This window comes from Dietzia sp. KRD202, from assembly GCF_017168155.1.
Classification (GTDB): domain Bacteria; phylum Actinomycetota; class Actinomycetes; order Mycobacteriales; family Mycobacteriaceae; genus Dietzia; species Dietzia kunjamensis.
This window is the reverse complement of record NZ_JABFAN010000005.1, coordinates 398,706-418,048: the sequence shown is the minus strand read 5'-3', so window position 1 is coordinate 418,048 and position 19,343 is coordinate 398,706. Positions and strand designations below refer to the sequence as shown.

General features: G+C 70.5%; 17 protein-coding genes. 11 read left to right on the top strand and 6 right to left on the bottom strand.

The features are described 5' to 3' along the window. Window positions 1–46: 46 nt before the first annotated feature. Complete coding sequence (glyA, locus tag J1M64_RS02735; protein ID WP_206472529.1) at window positions 47–1,351, top strand: serine hydroxymethyltransferase; 1,305 nt, start codon at window positions 47–49, stop codon at window positions 1,349–1,351. 31 nt (window positions 1,352–1,382) lie between these two features. Continuing rightward, complete coding sequence (locus J1M64_RS02730) at window positions 1,383–2,099, top strand: LysR family transcriptional regulator substrate-binding protein (RefSeq protein WP_154828036.1); 717 nt, start codon at window positions 1,383–1,385, stop codon at window positions 2,097–2,099. Between the two features lie 61 nt (window positions 2,100–2,160). On the opposite strand, the gene J1M64_RS02725 is transcribed toward J1M64_RS02730, so the two are convergent. Further along, window positions 2,161–2,796, bottom strand: a complete 636-nt coding sequence (locus J1M64_RS02725) for a TetR/AcrR family transcriptional regulator (protein ID WP_167507159.1) — start codon at window positions 2,794–2,796, stop codon at window positions 2,161–2,163. Window positions 2,797–2,914: 118 nt separating this feature from the next. Between J1M64_RS02725 and J1M64_RS02720 the strand changes: the two genes are divergently transcribed. The 6 genes from J1M64_RS02720 (at window position 2,915) to J1M64_RS02695 (ending at window position 10,470) form a co-directional block, all read left to right on the top strand. After that, window positions 2,915–4,603, top strand: coding sequence for a class I adenylate-forming enzyme family protein (locus J1M64_RS02720; RefSeq protein ID WP_206472527.1), 1,689 nt, complete (start codon window positions 2,915–2,917; stop codon window positions 4,601–4,603). A gap of 1 nt (window position 4,604) precedes the next feature. Further along, entirely contained in the window at window positions 4,605–5,987 is a 1,383-nt protein-coding gene (locus J1M64_RS02715; RefSeq protein WP_206472525.1) for an MFS transporter, read from the top strand. Between the two features lie 67 nt (window positions 5,988–6,054). Beyond that, window positions 6,055–7,128, top strand: a complete 1,074-nt coding sequence (locus J1M64_RS02710) for a phosphotransferase family protein (protein WP_206472523.1) — start codon at window positions 6,055–6,057, stop codon at window positions 7,126–7,128. Window positions 7,129–7,190: 62 nt separating this feature from the next. Further along, window positions 7,191–7,952: an SDR family NAD(P)-dependent oxidoreductase gene (locus tag J1M64_RS02705; RefSeq protein WP_206472686.1), complete on the top strand. Its 762-nt coding sequence runs from the start codon at window positions 7,191–7,193 to the stop codon at window positions 7,950–7,952. Between the two features lie 100 nt (window positions 7,953–8,052). Further along, entirely contained in the window at window positions 8,053–9,258 is a 1,206-nt protein-coding gene (locus J1M64_RS02700) for an acyl-CoA dehydrogenase family protein (RefSeq protein ID WP_067715648.1), read from the top strand. A gap of 69 nt (window positions 9,259–9,327) precedes the next feature. After that, a complete protein-coding gene (locus tag J1M64_RS02695) occupies window positions 9,328–10,470 on the top strand; it encodes a thiolase family protein (protein ID WP_069388699.1) in 1,143 nt (380 codons plus the stop codon). A gap of 215 nt (window positions 10,471–10,685) precedes the next feature. Here the strand turns inward: J1M64_RS02695 and J1M64_RS02690 are convergent, their stop codons facing one another. The 3 genes from J1M64_RS02690 to J1M64_RS02680 are packed head-to-tail and all read right to left on the bottom strand — an operon-like array spanning window position 10,686 to window position 14,155. After that, entirely contained in the window at window positions 10,686–11,789 is a 1,104-nt protein-coding gene (locus tag J1M64_RS02690; protein WP_206472521.1) for a zinc-binding dehydrogenase, read from the bottom strand. 21 nt (window positions 11,790–11,810) lie between these two features. Continuing rightward, entirely contained in the window at window positions 11,811–12,992 is a 1,182-nt protein-coding gene (locus tag J1M64_RS02685) for an acyl-CoA dehydrogenase family protein (protein ID WP_206472519.1), read from the bottom strand. Continuing rightward, window positions 12,989–14,155: a CoA transferase gene (locus tag J1M64_RS02680; protein WP_206472517.1), complete on the bottom strand. Its 1,167-nt coding sequence runs from the start codon at window positions 14,153–14,155 to the stop codon at window positions 12,989–12,991. Before J1M64_RS02680 ends, J1M64_RS02685 begins: the two co-directional genes overlap by 4 nt. Window positions 14,156–14,276: 121 nt before the next feature. On the opposite strand from J1M64_RS02680, the gene J1M64_RS02675 reads away from it, so the two are divergent. Genes J1M64_RS02675 through fabG form a run of 3 tightly spaced genes read left to right on the top strand, consistent with a single transcriptional unit; the run spans window position 14,277 to window position 17,420 of the window. Beyond that, window positions 14,277–15,515 (top strand): acyl-CoA dehydrogenase family protein, encoded by a 1,239-nt coding sequence (locus tag J1M64_RS02675; RefSeq protein WP_206472515.1) that lies wholly within the window; start codon window positions 14,277–14,279, stop codon window positions 15,513–15,515. Next, complete coding sequence (locus J1M64_RS02670) at window positions 15,512–16,693, top strand: CaiB/BaiF CoA-transferase family protein (RefSeq protein WP_206472513.1); 1,182 nt, start codon at window positions 15,512–15,514, stop codon at window positions 16,691–16,693. The genes J1M64_RS02675 and J1M64_RS02670 overlap by 4 nt, the downstream gene beginning before the upstream one ends. Then, window positions 16,680–17,420 carry a 3-oxoacyl-ACP reductase FabG gene (gene fabG / locus J1M64_RS02665; RefSeq protein ID WP_206472511.1) on the top strand — a complete coding sequence of 247 codons (741 nt, stop codon included), beginning with the start codon at window positions 16,680–16,682 and terminating at the stop codon, window positions 17,418–17,420. Before J1M64_RS02670 ends, fabG begins: the two co-directional genes overlap by 14 nt. 34 nt (window positions 17,421–17,454) lie before the next feature. On the opposite strand, the gene J1M64_RS02660 is transcribed toward fabG, so the two are convergent. After that, window positions 17,455–18,213 (bottom strand): FadR/GntR family transcriptional regulator, encoded by a 759-nt coding sequence (locus J1M64_RS02660; protein ID WP_206472509.1) that lies wholly within the window; start codon window positions 18,211–18,213, stop codon window positions 17,455–17,457. 26 nt (window positions 18,214–18,239) lie between these two features. Beyond that, window positions 18,240–19,256 (bottom strand): MaoC family dehydratase, encoded by a 1,017-nt coding sequence (locus tag J1M64_RS02655; protein WP_206472507.1) that lies wholly within the window; start codon window positions 19,254–19,256, stop codon window positions 18,240–18,242. Window positions 19,257–19,343: the final 87 nt, after the last annotated feature.

The following is a 19,343-nucleotide window of genomic DNA, read 5'->3' as shown; positions in this document are numbered from 1 at the left end:
CCACACGATTCGTACGAAGTGCAAAGCCCACGTGCGAGGAGCAACGATGACCGACCCGAACACCGACGTGTTCACCGCCTCCCTGACCGAGCTCGATCCGGAGGTCGCCGAGGCGATGGCCGGCGAGCTCGCCCGACAGCGAGACACGCTCGAGATGATCGCGTCGGAGAACTTCGTGCCGCGCTCGGTCCTGCAGGCGCAGGGCTCGGTGCTCACGAACAAGTACGCCGAGGGGTACCCGGGTCGCCGTTACTACGGCGGCTGCGAGCACGTGGACGTGGTGGAGAACCTGGCTCGTGACCGCGCCAAGGAGGTCTTCGGCGCCAAGTACGCGAACGTCCAGCCGCACGCCGGCGCCCAGGCCAATGCCGCGGTGCTCATGGCGCTCGCGAAGCCGGGCTCCAAGATCATGGGCCTGTCGCTCGCCCACGGCGGGCACCTCACGCACGGCATGAAGCTCAACTTCTCCGGCCAGCTCTACGAGGTCGCCGCCTACGAGGTGGATCCGGAGACCATGCAGGTCAACATGGACACCGTCCGGGAGATGGCGCTGGCGGAGAAGCCGGATGTCATCATCGCCGGCTGGTCGGCCTACCCGCGGACCCTGGATTTCGCGAAGTTCCGCGAGATCGCCGACGAGGTCGGCGCCAAGCTGTGGGTGGACATGGCCCATTTCGCCGGCCTGGTCGCCGCCGGCCTGCACCCGAGTCCCGTCCCGCACGCCGACGTCGTCTCCACGACCGTCCACAAGACGCTCGGCGGGCCGCGCTCCGGCATGATCCTCACCAACGACCTCGAGCTGTTCAAGAAGCTCAACTCGTCGGTGTTCCCGGGCCAGCAGGGCGGACCGCTCATGCACGCGATCGCCGCCAAGGCCACCGCCATGAAGATCGCCGGGACGGAGCAGTTCCGCGAGCGTCAGCAGCGCACGATCGAGGGTGCCCAGATCCTCGCCGAGCGGCTCACGGCCCAGGACTGCAAGGACGCCGGCGTCTCCGTGCTCACCGGCGGCACCGACGTGCACCTGGTGCTGGTCGACCTCCGTGACTCCGAGCTCGACGGCCAGCAGGCGGAGGACCTCCTCCACGAGGTCGGGATCACGGTGAACCGTAACGCGGTGCCGTTCGACCCGCGTCCGCCGATGGTGACCTCCGGCCTGCGGATCGGAACGCCCGCGTTGGCGACCCGTGGTTTCGAGGCCGAGGACTTCCGTGCGGTCGCGGACATCATCGGCACCGCCCTCGCCTCGGGGACGGGCGCCGACGTCACCGCCCTGCGTGAGCGCGTGTCCGCGCTGGCCGCGTCGAAGCCGCTGTACGAAGGTCTCGAGGACTGGAAGATCCTGGGCTGACGCGGAACGAGAGAACGACAGGCGGGGGTCGATGACCGACGAGAACTCGGGCATCGGCCCCCGCCTGCGTGTGGGTTACGTCCCCGGTGTCCAGCCGGACAAGTGGCTCGCGCGGTGGCGCGAGCGGAATCCGCGCGTGCCGATCTCGGCCCGGCGCGCCGGGGACCCGCGCGCGGAGCTCGTGGACTCCGCCGGCGACGACGGCTTCGACGTGATCTTCCTCCGCGAGCCCGACGATGCACCGCGCTCGGCGCCGGCCGGCCTGCTCCGGGTCCCGCTGTACACCGAGACGATGGCCGTTCTCGCCGAGAAGGACCACGAGCTCGCCGCCTTCGACTCGCTGGGGATCGCCGATCTCGAAGGGGAGCGGTGGCTCGAGCCGGTCGACCCCATCGCGGCATCGCCCGACGAGGTGTCCGCCGCGGTGGACCTCGTCGCCGCCGGCGTGGGACTGCTCGTCCTGCCGGCGCCGTACGCGAGGGCGCTGAGTCGGCGGGACGTGGTGGCGCGGCCCGTCGACGGGGTCCCCGCGACCCGGATGGGCATCGCCTGGTCGCCCGCGAGGGAGACCGATGAGTTGATCGACGAGTTCGTGGGGATCGTGCGGGGTCGCAGGGCGGGCACCTCGCGCGGAGCGGGCGAGCCCCCGCGCGAGAAGCGGACCGCGAAGGAGAAGGCCGCCGCCAAGGCGAAGGCCCGCGCCGAACGTGCGCCGAAGCCGGTGGGTCGGGGGCAGCGCAGACGCTGACCGGGCGGGTCTCAGCCGCGTGCGGCGCGGTCGATCCCAGCCGCGTGCGGCGCCGTCGACCTCAGCCGCGTGCGGCGCCGACCATCCCGCGGGCGAACTCGAGGTGTCGGGCGACGACGTCGTCGGCCGACAGCGGCCCGTCGGGCCGGTACCAGGACGCGATCGACACACACAGTGAGGCGATGGCGCGGGCCGCGTCCTCGGGGTGGGCGCAGGAGAACTCCCCGGAGTCGACACCGGCGCGGATGGCGTCCTCGAGCATCTTCTGCTGCGCATCGCGCTGCGCGATGTGGCGTGCGCGCACGTCCGGGTCCATGCTGCGCATCTCGGTGGACGCCACGAACGCGTGGTCGCGCCGCGCCATGTGGAAGCGGGCGAGGCACTCCACGATGTTCTCGAACCTGGTGACGGTGCGGTCGCCGGCGTCGTCGGCCGCGGCCTGCGTGTGCGTGAGCATCTCCGCCATGGCCTGGTCGACGACCGCTGCGAGGATGGCCTGCTTCGATCGGTAGTGATGGTAGAGGCCCGGGACGGACAGTCCGGCGGCCTCGGCGATCGACCGGATCGAGGCTCCGTGATAACCGTGCCTTGCGAAGATCACCAGGGCCGCGCGGAGCGGAGGGGAGAGCTCGTCGGTGCCGAACTCGCGCCACTGCGCCAACGTCGCGGTCTCTGACGTCGCGGTCTCCTCACTCATCGTCACAACACTAGCCACCCTTCGCTTGACACCGGTTGTGGTGTGGGTAACACTATGGCACACCGAGCGATCGATCGGTCGGTGAACCGCACAATAATCGTGAACGAGAGGAGCGAGGATGAGCCAGGAAGACCCACGGCCGTGGCGCACGTTGTACCCACCGGGCCTCGATGAGAGCCTCGTGACGCGGCGGTCGACGCTCGTGGACGCCTGGCGTGAGCGAGTCGACTCCTCGCCGGACAGGGCGGCCGTCGCCTACTTCGACACCACGCTGTCGGCCCGCGAGGTCGACGCGATGGCGGATGCGCTCGCCACCGCACTGCAGGTCCGCGGGGTGGCGCCCGGTTCCCGCGTTGGTATCCACCTGCAGAACATCCCGCAGTACGCGCTGGCGATGCTGGCGCTGTGGAAGATCGGCGCCGCCGCCGTGGTGCTCAACCCGATGTACTTCGGCCGCGAACTCAGGCTGCCAGTGGAGGACTCCGGTGCCGTGGGGATCATCGCCACCGACCGGGACGCCACGGCGATCCGCGACGCCGTGAGCGGTACGGACGTCGCATGGGTCGTCAGTACGAGCGAGCGCGACCTGCAGACCCGGAACGACCCCCGCGCGTTCGGCGACGACCAGCAGGTCGAGCCCTCGCCGGACGGCGACCTGATCTCCCTGATCCGCGAGTTCGAGGGACGCACCCCGGAGCCGGCGGAGGTCGCCCCCGACGACCTCGCGCTTCTCACCTACACCTCGGGAACCACCGGGCCGCCCAAGGGGGCGATGAACTCGCATGGCAACGTCATCGCGGTCGCGCGGAGCTTCGCCGACTTCGTCGGTCTCGTGCCGGGCGACGTGGTGCTGGCGATCGCCCCGCTGTTCCACATCACCGGCGCCGTCATCAACGCCACCGTCGCGCTGGTCACCGACTCCACCCTCGTCTTCGCCGGACGTTTCCGGCCCGGTGTCATGCTGGACGCGTTCCGCGAACACGGGGTGACCTTCACCATCGGTTCCATCACCGCGTACAACGCGCTCATGCGCCTGGACGAGGCGGGACCGGAGCACTTCGCGTCGGTCAAGACCCTGTACAGCGGGGGCGCGCCCATCCCGCCCTCGACGGTCGAGCGCTTCGCGGAGCGGTTCGGCCACTACATCCACAACGGATACGGCATGACCGAGACGACCTCCGGGGTCATCGCGGTGCCGCCCGGGTCGCGGGCGCCGGTCGACGAGACCAGCGGCACCCTGTCCATCGGCGTGCCGCTGCCGGGGATCGGCGCCGAGGTCGTCGGCGTCGACGACCAGCCGGTCGCCCCGGGCGAACAGGGCGAGCTCGTCCTGTCGGGACCGCAGATCGTGTCCGGCTACTGGCGCAACGAGGCCGCTACGGCCTCGACCATGCCCGGCGGCCGGCTGCACACCGGCGATGTCGCTGTCATGGACGCCGACGGCTGGGTGTACCTCGTGGACCGCCTCAAGGACCAGATCAACGCCTCCGGTTACAAGGTCTGGCCGCGGGAGGTCGAGGACGCCCTGTACGAGCACGACGCGGTGTTCGAGGCCGCCGTCGTGGGACTGCCGGACGAGTACCGCGGCGAGAAGGTCGTCGCGTTCGTCTCGCTCAAGGCCGGGCGGACGGCGACCGAGGACGAGCTGATCGCGTTCGCCTCGGAGCGGCTCGCCGCCTACAAGCGGCCGGGCGAGGTCCACGTCGTCGGCGAGCTCCCCAAGACCCAGACCGGAAAGATCCGCCGTCGCGAACTCCGCGACGAACACACCCCCTCCCACTCCTCCACTCCCACCGAAGGGAACTGACATGGCCGAGGCCACCATCAACCCGGACGGCCGCGGGCGGGCCGGCGCCACCGCCGCCACCGCCGCCACCGCCGACACCGCAGCCCCGCACCCGTCCGCCAAGGCGAGCCGCGGCAGCGTCCGCTCGCTGGCCGCCAGTACCACCGGGCAGCTGTTCGAGTGGTACGAGTGGACCGCCTATGCGGTCTTCGCCCCGTACATCGCCGCGGTGATGTTCAACAACGAGAACCCGGTCTCGGCGCTGCTGGCCACGTTCGCCGTCTTCGCGGTCGGGTTCCTCATGCGCCCGCTGGGCGGGATCGTCTTCGGCCGGATCGCGGACGTGCGCGGACGCAAGTTCGTCCTCATCACCACCATGCTCATGATGGCCGGCGCCAGCCTGCTCATCGGCCTGCTCCCGAGCTACGAGACGCTCGGGATCTTCGCCTCGGCGTTGCTGCTCCTGTGCCGCATGATCCAGGGCTTCGCCCACGGTGGCGAGTCGGCCACCGCCTACAGCTACGTCGCCGAGATCGCACCGCCGCACCGTCGCGGCATGTGGGGCAGCCTCGTGTTCGTCGCCATCATGGGCGGCACCGTGATCGCCTACGGCATCGGCGGCGGCATCACCGCCGTGCTCTCCGAGTCCGCCGTCGGCGAGTGGGGCTGGCGCGTGCCGTTCCTGCTCGGCGCCGTGTTCGCGCTGTTCGTGCTGTACCTGCGGTCCGGCATGGAGGAGTCCGACGTCTTCGACAAGGCCGCCGAGGCCGCCGCCGCCGACCCGACCTCCCCGGTCGCCACGTTCTCGCGCCGCAAGCTCGCCGGTGCCATCGCGCTGGTCGTGGCCATGGTCTCCGGCATCACCGTCGCGCACTACACCTGGAGCTCCTACGCCTCGACGTTCGCCATCACGCAGCGTGACATGGACTCGGAGGCCGCGTTCTGGGCGATCTTCGGCAGCCAGCTCATCGCCCTGTGCACCCTCCCGCTGTGGGGTCTGCTCTCGGACCACATCGGCCGGCGCCCGGTCATCTTCATCTTCGCCATCGGCACGATCATCACCACGCCGATGCTCATGGGGATGATCGACGACCGCCCGTGGACGCTGTTCCTCGCCTCGCTCGTCGCCATGACCCTGGTCGCGGCCGCCGGCTCGATCCTGTCCTCCTTCATGTCGGAGGCGTTCCCCACCAAGATGCGCACGGCGGGCATCGGGTTCGCGTACTCTCTGTCCGTCGCGGTGTTCGGCGGCAGTGCGCCGTACCTCAACGCCCAGTTCATCGAGTGGGATCTGTACTGGATGATCAGCGCCTACATCATCGCCCTCTGCGTGGCGACGATGGTCGCGACCGCCTTCATGAAGGAGACCCGGGGTCACGACCTGCACCGTGTCGGCCACAACTGAGCGTCGGCCACAACTGATCCACCCGAACCGCCCGCCCGGTCGCCCATCAACCGCGAGGATCCACGCCATGACCACTTCATCGTCCGAGTCCACGGGACTGTCCGTCGACCAGTTGCTCCGCCCCGACGTCGTGGGGCCGAAGATCGCCGAGGCCACCGGTGACCAGGCCTGGGCGGACTTCGACGCCGACCTCATCGCCGGTGGCAAGTCCAACCTCACGTTCACGCTCCGCTCCGACGCGGGGGAGCTGATCCTGCGGCGACCGCCGACGGGGGAGCTGCTGCCCAGCGCGCACGACATGGGCCGCGAGGCGCGGATCCAGCTCGGGTTGGCGGACACCGACGTGCCGGTCGCGAAGGTGGTGCTCAACGAGACCACCGGTGAGGACCTGGGCGTGCCGTACTACGTGATGGAGAAGGTGGTCGGCCACGTCATCCGTGACGCGCTGCCGGCGGGCTTCGCCGAGTCCGACGACGACAAGGCGGCCATGGCGGACGCGCAGATCGACGCTCTGGTCGCGCTGCACGCCGTGGACCAGAACGCGGTCGGACTGGGGGATCTCGGTCGCCCGGACGGCTATCTGGAGCGGCAATTGCGGCGCTGGCTCGGGCAATCCGAGAAGGCGTCCGACTCCGTTCGAGCGGACCGGCTGCCCGACCTGGCCGCGCGTCTCGGAGAGAGCATGCCCACCTCGCCGTCGTCGCGGATCATCCACGGTGACTACCGGCTCGACAACTACGTCGTCGACCCCGACGACCCGGGGCGCATCAAGGCGATCCTCGACTGGGAGCTGTCCACCCTCGGTGATCCGGTCGCCGACCTCGCGCAGACGGTTCTGTACTGGGGTGACCCGGATGGGCCGACGGTGCCGCTCATCCCCAGCATCACCACCGAACCGGGCTGGCCCGGACCGGAGCGGCTGCTCGACCGGTACTGCGCGGCCACCGGCACCGATCCGTCCCACATGCCGTGGTACCTGGCGTTCGCCACGTTCAAGTTCGCGGCGATCGCCCAGGGCGTGGCGACGCGCTCCGAGGCCGGTGACATGGCCGGTCAGAACTTCGGCGACATCGGCCCGCAGATCCGCGAGCTGGTCGACCACGGCCACTCGATCCTCGACTCCAGGAAGGTCACCAACTGATGGCTGAGTCCTCATCCGCAGCGCCCACCCCGGTCGATCCCCGGACGGGTCCGCAGGCTGCGCTGCCCGTGCTCGACCGTTTCCGGTTGGACGGCCGCGTCGTGGTGATCACGGGCTCGTCGTCCGGGCTCGGAGCCGGCTTCGCGCGGGCCCTGTCCTCGGCAGGCGCCACGGTCGTCCTGGCCGCCCGGCGCCGCGAGCGGCTCGACGCCCTCGCCGAGGAACTGCGTGCCGCCGGCGGCACCGCCTCGACCGTGGCGTGCGACGTGGCGGACCCCGAGGCGTGCGCGGCGATGGTCCGCGACACGATGGAGGCCCACGGGCGCATCGACGTGCTGGTCAACAACGCCGGGATCGGGACCGCCGTGCCCGCGCTCAAGGAGACCCCCGAGCAGTTCCGCGGGGTGGTCGACGTCAACCTGAACGGCGCCTACTGGGCGGCCAAGGAGTGCGCGGCCGTCATGGAGCCGGGTGCGAGCATCGTCAACGTCGCGAGCGTCCTGGGCCTGACCGCCGGCTTCGCACCGCAGGCCGCCTACTCGGCGACCAAGGCGGCCGTGCTCGGGCTGACCCGCGACCTCGCCGCGCAGTGGGGCAGCCGCCGCGGTATCCGCGTCAACGCGCTGGCCCCCGGGTACTTCGCCTCCGAGATGACCGACGAGATCCCGGAGAAGATGCTCGCGGACATCACCGGCAGTACCATCTTCGGCCGACTGGGGCTCCAGCCCGAGCTCGACTCCGCGCTGCTTTTCCTCGCCTCCGACGCATCGTCGTTCATCACCGGGACCACGCTCGTGGTCGACGGTGGGATGACTATGCATTGAACCGACTCAGCACTGAACCAACTCAGCACTGACGCAGGCACCACTTCACTCATCCCGCCCGCGGCGGGCCGCCGCGGCACGCTTCTACAGGAGTAATGACATGGAATTCGCTCACAGTCAGCGCAGCATCGAGCTGCAGGAGAACATGTGGGAGTTCATGCGGGAGCACGTCTTCCCCGCCGAGCCCGTCTGGGCCGAGTACCTGCGTGAGCACGGGGACAACGCCTACCCGCCGGTCATGGAGGACCTCAAGGCCGAGGCCCGGCGCCGTGGGCTGTGGAACCTCTTCCTGCCCGAGTGGTCCGGGATCTCCAACCTCGAGTTCGCCGCCGTCTCGGAGATCACGGGGTGGTCGCCCGTCATCGCCCCGGAGGCGATCAACTCTCAGGCCCCGGACACCGGGAACATGGAGACCTTCCACCTGTTCGGCACCGACGAGCAGAAGGCGAAGTACCTCGAGCCGCTCAAGGAGGGCAGGATCCGCTCGGCGTACGCCATGACCGAGCCCGATGTCGCGTCCTCCGACGCCACGAACATCCAGACCGTGATCCGTCGCGAGGGCGACGAGTACGTGATCAACGGTCGCAAGTGGTGGATCACCGGCATCGCCGACACCCGCTGCGAGATCCTCATCGTCATGGGCAAGACCGACGAGTCCGCCGAGACCCACCGGCAGCAGTCGATGGTCCTCGTGCCCCGCGACACCCCGGGCCTGACCATCGAGCGCAACCTGCCGCTGTTCGGATACCAGGACCAGCACGGTCACTGTGAGATCGTGTTCTCCGACGTGCGGGTGCCCGTGTCGAATCTCCTCGGCGAGGAGGGCGCCGGGTTCGCGATCGCCCAGGCCCGTCTCGGGCCGGGCCGCATCCACCACGCGATGCGCGCCATCGGCATGGCCGAGCGGGCGCTGGCCCTGATGGTCGACCGCGCCAAGTCCCGGCACGCGTTCGGTGGGTCGCTGGCGAGCCAGGGCGTGGTGCAGGAGCACATCGCCAACTCGCGCATCGAGATCGACCAGGCGCGGCTGCAGGTGCAGCACTGCGCCTGGATGATCGACACCGTCGGCGCCAAGGAGGCGCGGTTCGAGATCTCCGCCATCAAGGTGATCGCCCCGCAGGTCGCCTGTGCCGTGATCGACCGGGCCATCGAGATCTTCGGCGGCGCCGGCGTCTCCGGCGACACCCCGCTGGCGTACTTCTACGCCTGGGCGCGCGCGCTGCGGATCGTCGACGGACCGGACGCCGTCCACCGTCGCACCATCGCGCGCGGAGAGCTGAAGAAGACCCCGCCGTACGTCGGATAAAACTAGGATGTCCCAGTAACGGTCGGTGCCGCCCGGCGCCGGAACCGCAGAGACAAGGAAGTGCAGAACATGGGTGCAGTAATCGTGGAGGCCGTGCGCAGCGCGGTGGGCAAGCGCAAGGGTGGACTGGCCGGGGTGCATCCCGCCGATCTGTCAGGGACCGTTCTCACGGCGCTGGCCGAGCGCGCCGGGATCGACGGATCGATCGTCGAGGACGTCATCTGGGGTTGTGTCACCCAGGCCGGGGAGCAGGCCGGGGACATCGCCCGGACCGCCGCCCTGTCGGCGGGATGGCCGGAGACGGTCAACGGCGTGACGATCGACCGGCAGTGTGGCTCGTCGCAGCAGGCGCTGAGTTTCGCGGTGGCCGTGGTGGAGGCAGGCTTCCACGACGTGGTGGTGGCCGGCGGCGTCGAGTCGATGACGCGGGTGCCGATGGGCTCGCACGTCTCCTCCGAGTCGTTCCCCTACGGTCAGGCGTTCCTCGACCGCTACGACGGCACGGCCCCCAACCAGGGCGTCGGTGCCGAGATGATCGCCGAGCGGTGGGGCTTCACGCGCACCCAGCTCGACGAGTTCGCCGTGGCGTCGCACGAGAAGGCCGCCGCCGCGCAGGACGCCGGGTTCTTCGCCGGGCACATCGTGCCGGTGACCACCCCGGACGGCGTCTTCGACACCGACCAGGGCATCCGCCGCGGCAGCACCGTCGAGGGGCTGGCCGGGCTCAAGACCCCGTTCAAGGAAGACGGTGTGATCCACGCCGGCAACGCCTCGCAGATCTCGGACGGCGCCGCGGCGATCCTCGTGATGAGCGAGGAGGCGGCCGCCAAGTACGGGTGCACACCGATCGCGCGGGTGCACACCGCCACGCTCGCCGGTGACGACCCGGTCATCATGCTCACCGCTCCGATCCCCGCCACCGCCAAGGCGCTGGCCAAGTCCGGACTGTCCATCGACGACATCGGCGTGTACGAGGTCAACGAGGCGTTCGCGTCCGTGCCGATGGCGTGGCTGGCCGAGACCGGGGCGGACCCGGCGAAGCTCAACCCGAACGGCGGCGCCATCGCCCTCGGGCACCCGCTCGGTGGCTCCGGCGCCCGGATCTTCGCCGACCTCGTCCATCACATGAAGAACGAGGGCATCAAGTACGGCCTGCAGACGATGTGTGAGGGCGGCGGCCAGGCCAACGCCACCATCATCGAACTGCTCTGACGGCCTAGCATCCCCCCAGCCCGCGTGCATCCGCGCGAGCGGCTGCCCGGTGACTCACAGCCGCCCCCCGCGATGAACTCCGGCCTGCGCATCTGCGCACGCCAGACGCCATCGTCGGGGGCGGCTGCGCTGTGGGCGTACTTGCGCGCGTGCGGCCGTGTTGTGGGCGTACAGGCCCGGTCCGGCGGCGGCCGGGGGCACTCGGGGCGCGTGTCTCAGTCGCCGGTGAGGACTACTGCGCGGCCGAGCACCTCGCCACGGTCGAGGGCCTCGTAGGTCTCCGGTGCCTCGGTCAGCGGCACCCGGCGGGAGATCATCCCGCCCAGGTCGAGTTTCCCGGCGGCCAGCAGTCGGATGAGCGCCGGCACGTCCTGCCGGGCGCGCGCGCCGTAGGAGCCCTTGATCTGGATCTTGCGACGCACGATGCGGGCCAGGTCCACGTCGAGCGCGGTGCCCGCGGGAGGGATGCCCACGACCACGACCCGCCCGCCCTCGCGGGCGATGTCGGTCGCCTGCCGGGTGGTGGCCGCCGACCCCAGCGCCTCGAAGGCGACGTCCACCCCGCGGCCGCCGGTGATCGCCATGACCGCCTCGGTCGCGTCCACCTCACGCGAATTGACGGTGTGGGTGGCGCCCATGCGGCGGGCGAGGGCGAGCTTGTCGTCGTCCACGTCGATCGCGATGACCGACTCCGCGCCACTGACCGCCGACAGCTGGACGATGTTCTGGCCGACCCCACCGACCGCCACCACCGCGACGGATTCCCCGGTCCGGACGTCGCCCACGTTGCGGACCGCGCCGTAGGCGGTGAACATCGAGCAGCCAAGGATGGCGGAATCGGTGAGGTCGAGCTGCTCGGGGAGGGCGAACACCGCGGTGGCGGGCGTGACGCTGTATTCGGCCAGTCCGCCCATCGAGTACATGGACAACGGTTCGCCGGAGGCCCGGTGCAGGCGCGTCTCGCCGTCGTACAGGGTGCCGCGCAGGCGGTTGTACTCGAAGAACGTGGAGCAGATGTCCTCCATGCCACGGGCGCAGTTCTCGCATGACCCGCACGGCATGATGAAGGAGCCGACCACCCGGTCGCCGGGCCGGACGTGGGTGACCCCGGCGCCGACCTCGGCGACGACACCGGAGATCTCGTGGCCCAGGACTCCCGGCAGCGGGAACCCGACCTCGCCCTTCATCACGTGCAGGTCCGTGTGGCAGACCCCGCAGGCGTGGTTGTGGACCAGGACCTCGCCGGCGCGCGGTTCCGGGATCGGGATGTCCTCGATCACCAACGGGGACCCGGTCTCGACGCACACCGCAGCTCTCATGGGGCTGACTGTACGCAGCGTTCAGCGGCCGAGGAGCTCGTCCGAGATGATCCGCATCTGGATCTCGCTGGTGCCCTCGAAGATCCTGGTGAGGCGGGCGTCGCGCCAGTGCCGTTCCACCTGGAAGTCGGTGGTGTAACCGGCACCCCCGTGGATCTGGACGCCCTGCGACGTGACCCGCTCGGCCATCTCGGTCGCCACGAGCTTGCACATGGCGGCCTCGAGCGAACACCGCCGTCCCGAGTCGATCGCGGTGGCCACCGAGTACATGAGCTGACGCGCGGCCTCGATGTCCGTGGCCATCTTGGCGATCTCGAAGCGCAGATACTGGAACTGGCCGATCGGCTGACCGAACTGCTCCCGGGTGGCGACGTACGCGATCGAGTCCTCCAGTGCGGCGCGGGCGAGTCCGATCGCGCGGGCCGCGGTGTGCGCTCGGCCCACCTCGAGACCGGAGACGGCCATGTAGAAGCCCCTGCCCTCCTCGCCGAGCAGCGACGACGCGGGGATCCGGAAGTCGTCGAAGGACAACTCCCAGGTCTGCCAGCCGAAGTAACCGATCTTGCGGACCGGGTTGCCGCTGATGCCGGAGGGGAAGGAGCCGCGCTCCTTCTCCACCAGGAAGGTCGAGATGCCCCGGTGCGGCTTGTCCGGGTCGCGGTCCGGATCGGTGCGGGCGAACAGGACGAGGTAGTCGGCCTGGTCTGCGTAGGTGCACCACATCTTGGTCCCGTTGATCACCCAGGCGTCGCCGTCGCGGACGGCGCGGCACGAGATGTTGGCGACGTCGGACCCCGCCTCGGCCTCCGAGAGCGCGTACGCGCCCAGCCATTCGCCGCGGGCGACGCGGGGGAGCAGGCGGGCCTGCTGCTCGGCGGTGAAGCCGCCGCCCATGCCGTTTCCCCGCGCGAGCAGACCGGACACCGACAGCCACCCGCGGGCCAGCTCTTCGGCGACCAGGCAGTACTCGAAGACGCCCAGTCCCAGGCCGCCGTGCTCCTCGTCGATCATGATCCCGAAGAATCCCATGTCGGCCATCTTCTGCCGTAGCTCGTCCGGGATGTCGCCTTTCTCCGGGTCCAGGCGGTTCGCGACCGGGAGGACCTCTCTGGCGGTGAAGTCGCGTGCGAGGTCCCGGATCGCGAGGCGCTCCTCCGTGAGGTAGACGGGAACGTCCTCGCGGGCGGTGGGTTTGTGGGTCATCCGGATCGTCCTCCCGGTGTGAGTCGGTCGTTGTCCGCGCCGAGGGAGGGCGCCGGGCCCGTGGCGAGGTGGTCCCCGTCGAACGTCGCGGGGTGCGCGGCGGCCAGATAGGGGCCGATGCCGGGTTGGTCGAGGCGGGAGAAGAGGGGGTTGTTCCGGAGCTCGCCCTCCGAGACGACCTCGGCGAACGTGCGGTAGCGCTCGTGCAGCACCACCGAGTCGTCCAGGGCCCGCGCGACCTCGTCGGTGGTGCGAGCGGAGAACCAGCGGGCGAACAGCGCGGCGAGGACCTCGCGATAGGAGTAGCGGTCGGCCTCTTCCGTGAAGTCGGCGCCGGCCGCGGTCTCGAGCGCGTCGACGGCCTCCAGGGTGCCCGTGACGCGAGCCAGGTCGTGGAAGTGCCGGGTGGTCAGGGCGACGATCATGAACCGACCTCCGTCGCAGGTGGTGAAGTCCGTGCCGAAGGTCCCGTAGACGTGATTGCCCACGGCAGGCCGCGACGACCCGTCGAGCTGTGGTTCGGTGAGGTATCCGAGCGTCCCGGCGGTGGCCAGGGCGACGTCATCGAGGGGCAGGACGATCCGCCGCCCGCGGCCGGTCCGCTCACGTTCGCGGACGGCGGCCACCACGGCCAGCGCCGCGTGCAGTCCGGCGGCCACGTCCCAGGCCGGCAGGGCGTGGTTGACGACGCGGCCCGAGCCGGGGCCGGTGATGGCGGGGAAACCGAGGGCGGCGTTGACCGTGTAGTCCACCCCGGGCCGGCCGTCGCGGCGGCCGAGCAGTTCGAGGGTGATGACGTCCTCGCGGTCGGCGGCCAGGACGTCGTGACTCATCCACGACCGCCCGCCCGAGTTCGTCACGAGGATCCCCCCACCCTCGCCGGGCGCGGTGACGAGCTCGCGGAACGCCCGCCGGCCGTCGTCGGAGCGCAGATCGAGAGTGACCGAGGCCTTGCCCCGGTTGAGCCCGGTCCAGTAGATCGACGTCCCGTCGGGCGCCAGGGGCCACCGGTTCACGTCCGCCGCGCCACCCACCGGATCGACCCGGATGACCTCGGCGCCGAGCTGCGCCAACGTGAGTCCGCACAAGGGTGAGGCGACGAAGCTCGAGAGTTCGACGACGCGTATCCCGTCCAGCGGTCGGGACGCGGAGGGCTCTGGCATCAACGGCTCCCGGTGGTGCGGCGGGCCGGTTGCCCCGCAGTGCAAATCATGATAATAGTTTGAAGCATACAGCGTGGATTGTGTTCCGCGACACCCATCGCCGGCGGACAGGGGCGAGACCATGATCGAGCAGCCGAGCAGCCCGACCCCCGAGGTCGACACGGAGGTCGACACGGAGGTCGACGCGGACGACTTCGCGGACATCCTCGCGACCACGCGTGAGTACATCCGTGCGATGGTCGTGCCGCGGGAGCGGGAGATCGCCGACACCGACGCAGTCCCCGACGACATCCGTGCGGGCCTGGCCGACATGGGCTTGTTCGGCTACGCGATCCCACAGCAGTGGGGCGGGTTGGGCCTCGACCTGACCCAGGATGTCGAACTGGCGATGGAGTTCGGCTACACGACACTGGCCATGAGGTCGCTGTTCGGGACCAACAACGGGATCGCCGGGCAGGTCCTCGTGAACTTCGGCACCGGTGCCCAGAAGGCTGAATGGCTCGAGCGGATCGCCTCCGGCGAGGTCATCGCCTCGTTCGCCCTGACCGAGGACGGCGCCGGCTCGAACCCCGCCGGGCTGACCACGAAGGCCGTGCGAGACGGCGGTGCGGGCAGTGAGGGCGGTGACTGGATCATCGACGGCACCAAGCGCTTCATCACCAACGCCCCGCTGGCGGATCTGTTCATCGTGTTCGCACGTACCCGTCCCGCCGATGCCGGCGGGACGGGGATCGCCGTGTTCCTCGTCCCGGCGGACGCCCCGGGCGTGAGTGTCGGCCCCAGGGACAAGAAAATGGGGCAGGAGGGCGCGTGGACCGCCGAGGTGGACTTCCGGGGCGCGCGCGTGCCCGCCACCGCCCTGGTGGGGGGCGACGAGGAGGCCGGATACCGGGCGGCGATGACCTCCCTGGCCCGCGGCCGCATCCACATCGCCGCCGTCGCCGTGGGATCGGCGCAGCGGGCGCTCGACGAGTCGCTCGCCTTCGCGGCGACCACCACCCAGGGTGGCGAGGCCATCGGCGGGTTCCAACTGGTCCAGGGGATGCTCGCCGACCAGCAGACCGGCGTCATGGCGGGCCGTGCCCTCGTCCGCGAGGCCGCCGCCACGTACGTCTCCGGCGAGGACCGCAGGATCGCCCCCTCGGTGGCCAAGCTGTACTGCACCGAGATGGTCGCCGACGTCGCGGACAAGGCGGTCCAGATCCACGGCGGCACGGGCTACATGCGGGGCGTGGCGGTTGAGCGGATCTACCGTGACGTCCGACTGCTCCGCCTGTACGAGGGCACGAGCGAGATCCAGCGCCTCATCATCGGCGGTGGCCTCGTCAAGGGTGCGCTGCGGGACGCGGGTTCCCGGTGACCGGCGAGCCCCTTCCGCTGGCGGGTATCACCGTGGTCGCGGTGGAGCAGGCCGTCGCCGCGCCACTGGCCACCCGGCACCTGGCCGACCTCGGCGCGCGCGTCATCAAGATCGAACGCCCGGGGGAGGGTGACTTCGCCCGCGCCTACGACGACGCCGTGCACGGGCTGGCCTCCCACTTCGTGTGGCTGGGCCGGGGCAAGGAGTCGATCGAACTCGACCTCGCCTCGCCGGGCGGCAGGGAGACCGCGCTGGCCCTGGCAGACCGGGCGGACGTGGTGATCAGCAACCTGGCGCCCGGGGCGATGGACCGGTTGGGACTCGGGGCGACGGCGCTGCGTGAGCGACGGGAGGACCTCGTCGTCGTCACCATCTCCGGGTACGGAGACGGCGGTCCGTACACGGACCGCAAGGCCTACGACATGCTCGTGCAGGCCGAGTCCGGGCTGTGCGCGATCACCGGCACCCCCGAGGCCGCCGCCAAGACCGGGGTCCCGGTGTCCGACATCGCGACCGGGATGTACGCCCTGTCGGCGATCCAGTCGGCGCTCTTCCGGCGGGAACGGACCGGGCGCGGGGCCACCGTCGAGGTGTCCATGTTCGAGGCCACCGCCGAGTGGATGGGCCACCCCATGTACACCCGGATGTATGCGGGGAGGCAGGTCGAGCGGATGGGACTGTCCCACGCGTCGATCTGCCCGTACGACGCGTTCCCGACCCGCGACGGGCAGGTGCTGATCGGCGTCCAGAACGACCGAGGGTGGGCCGCACTGGTGCGCGACGTGTTGGGGCGGCCGGAGTTGGTCGACGACGAGAGGTACGCCACCAACATCGCTCGCGTCGCCCGGAGGGCCGAGGTGGACGCGCTGATTGGCTCCCTGACCATGGGGTACGGCTCGGTGGAGCTGGCCGACCGGCTCGACGAGTTCGGCGTCCCGGCGGGGCGGCTTAACGACGTCGCCGGACTGGTCGACCACCCGCAACTCGCGGCGCGGGATCGGTGGCGGGACGTCGAGACGCCCGCGGGTCCGGTTCGCGGTCTGCTCCCGCCGATGACCTTCACCGATGTAGAGCTGCCCATGGGGCCCGTTCCCGCACTGGGGCAGCACACCGACGCGATCCTGGCGGAACTGGGCGCGAACGCACGAGAAGAGGACACGCATCATGGGACTACTTGAGGGCAAGACCGCAGTCGTCACCGGGGCCGCGCGCGGCATCGGGTTGGAGATCGCCCGGACGTTCATCGACCAGGGCGCGCGGGTGGTGATCGGCGACATCGACGACGAGGCGGGCGCCGCGGCCGTCGCCGACCTGGGCGGGCAGGACACCGCGCGCTACGTCCACTGCGACGTCCGGGACGGAGCGGCGGTCGAGGCGATGATCGACGTGGCCGAGGAGGCGTTCGGGCCGCTGGGGGTGTTCGTCAACAACGCCGGCGTCACCCGTGACGCGACCATGCGCAAGATGACAGAGCAGCAGTTCGACGACATCATCGCCATCCACCTCAAGGGGACGTGGAACGGCACCCGCGCCGCCGCCGGCCGGATGCGCGGGCACGGGGGAGGGGCGATCGTCAACATCTCGTCGATCTCCGGCAAGGTCGGTCTCGTCGGCCAGACCAACTACTCCGCAGCCAAGGCCGGGATCGTGGGGCTCACCAAGGCGGCGGCCAAGGAGGTGGCGTTCGCGGGGGTGCGCGTCAACGCGGTCCAGCCGGGGCTCATCCGCACCGCCATGACACTGGCCATGCCCGAGCACGTCTGGGAGGAGAAGTTGGCCGAGATCCCCATGGGGCGCGCAGCCGAGCCGAGCGAGGTCGCGCAGGTGGTGCTGTTCCTCGCCAGCGACATGTCCAGTTACATGACCGGCACCGTCCTGGAGATCACGGGAGGGCGGCACATCTGAGTGCCCGGACCGCGGGCCGTGCGATGCCGTGCGCTCAGGCGAGGTCCCAGCGGATCGGCTGGGCGAGTTCGGACCGGAACCGCTTCTCGAGGTACGTGGTGTGCTCGTCGATGTGCACGGACATCAACCGGGAGGCGGTGTCCGCGTCGCGATCGGCGATCGCGGCGTAGATGTCCTCATGGATGTCGCAGGTCAGCTCACGTTGGCGCTTCGGGTAGCTGATCCCCATCGAGGCCCCGGCGATGAGGCCCGTCAGCGCGTCGAAGAGGTAGCCGAAGAGGGCGTTTCCGGAACTCCAGGCGATGAGCTCGTGGAAGCGTTCCGAGTGCGCGGAGAAGGCTGCCGGGTCGGCCGACCGTGCCCGGGTCTCCCGGAGGTTCTCCGCGAGTCGCTCCAGGCCGGCGTCGTCGATGCGGGTGGTGGCCAGCCGCGCGATACCCGGCTCGAGGGCGGCGCGGGCCTCCATGATCGTCGAGAACGGGGCGTTCTCGAACTGCAGGAGCAGGCTCAGGGTGGCGGCGAGGGTGCCGCCGTCGGGTTGCTGCACGATGGGGCCGCCGCCCGGGCCGGGCTTGAGCATGATGACGCCCTGGAGCTCCAGGTAGCGGAGCGATTCCCGGAGGGTGCCGCGGCCGACCCCGTACTCCTCCAGCATGAGGTGCTCGGGCGGCAGCCGGTCGCCGACGGTGTTCCCGCGGCGGGAGATGTCCTCGACGATCTGTTGGGCCACGAGCAACGCCGTCTTCTTGGGTCGGCCGACCGCCGGGCGGACCCCGCCGCTGCCTGAACTCATGGCCACCATTATCTCCGTCTCCCGTCTCAGGGCATGAGCACGGTGTAGGTCCAGTCCAGGACGGGCGCGTCGCCGTCCTGACGGTGCGCGGTGACGAGCGACCGCAGGTCGAGCGCCGTCCCACCTCCTGCCGCCTCCACCGCCGCGCCCACCACGACGTCGCTGCTCAGGGTGTCGCCCTCGCGGACCGGACCCACGTGGTCGCACGAGTGCCACCCGAGCACCGTGAGCATGGACGGCAGGGCCCGGGTGGCCTGCGAGAGCGCGAGTCCGATGGTGTGGCCGCCGTAGACCAACCGGCCGGAGCCCGAGACGCGGCCGTCGTGATGGGTTCGGGCGACGTTCATGGTCAATCGCGCCAACTCGGGTGCACCCGACACCACGTCGGCGCCCGACCGCAGGACGGTGCCTGCCGCGGGGATCGGCGGGTGTCCGCCGGGGAGCGCGGCGCGGTAGGCGTCGAGGTCCCAACCCTGCGGCGTCGCCCACGGGTACTCGTGCCCGCCGCCGATGCGCGAGAGGTCGTCGTCGTGGACGCAGGACCTGGGGTCCGCGCCCCCGGACATCGGCAGCATCGCGCACCGGTGGAAATCCAGGACGGCCCGGCCGTCCTGGTCGGTCATCGTGATCCGGAGGGCGACCAGCCCGGTGGGGGCGCGGCCGGGCCTGGGGGAGTTGGTCCTGAGTCCCACCACCTCGGTCCTGGTCGTCAGGGTGTCACCGATCCGGGGAGCCGCCAGGAGACGCAGGCCCCGGTAGAACAGGTTCGCCCTGACGTGGTGGGTCACCACGGTGGACTGGCCGATCGCGATGTCCGTCACCAGCCCGGGGTGTGCCACCGCGGCGCCGGTGACCGCGTGGGACAGGTGGCGGTCCAGCGGCAGGCGCAGGCGGTCACCGAGGATGGCCTGGTGCGCGGCCGCCAGCCCATCGGTGAGGGTGACCGAGGGGGCCTCATCGAAGACCTGCCCCACCTCGAGCTGGTCGAAGTAGGGGCCGCCGATCTCCACGACGGGTCCCTGCGGGGTGGGGTTCTCGGTCATCGCGGCCTCCTTCCGGCGCGGGTGGCGTGCGTCGCGCGGCCGCGCGCCGACGACTGACCGATCACAGTGTACACAAAACCATGCGCA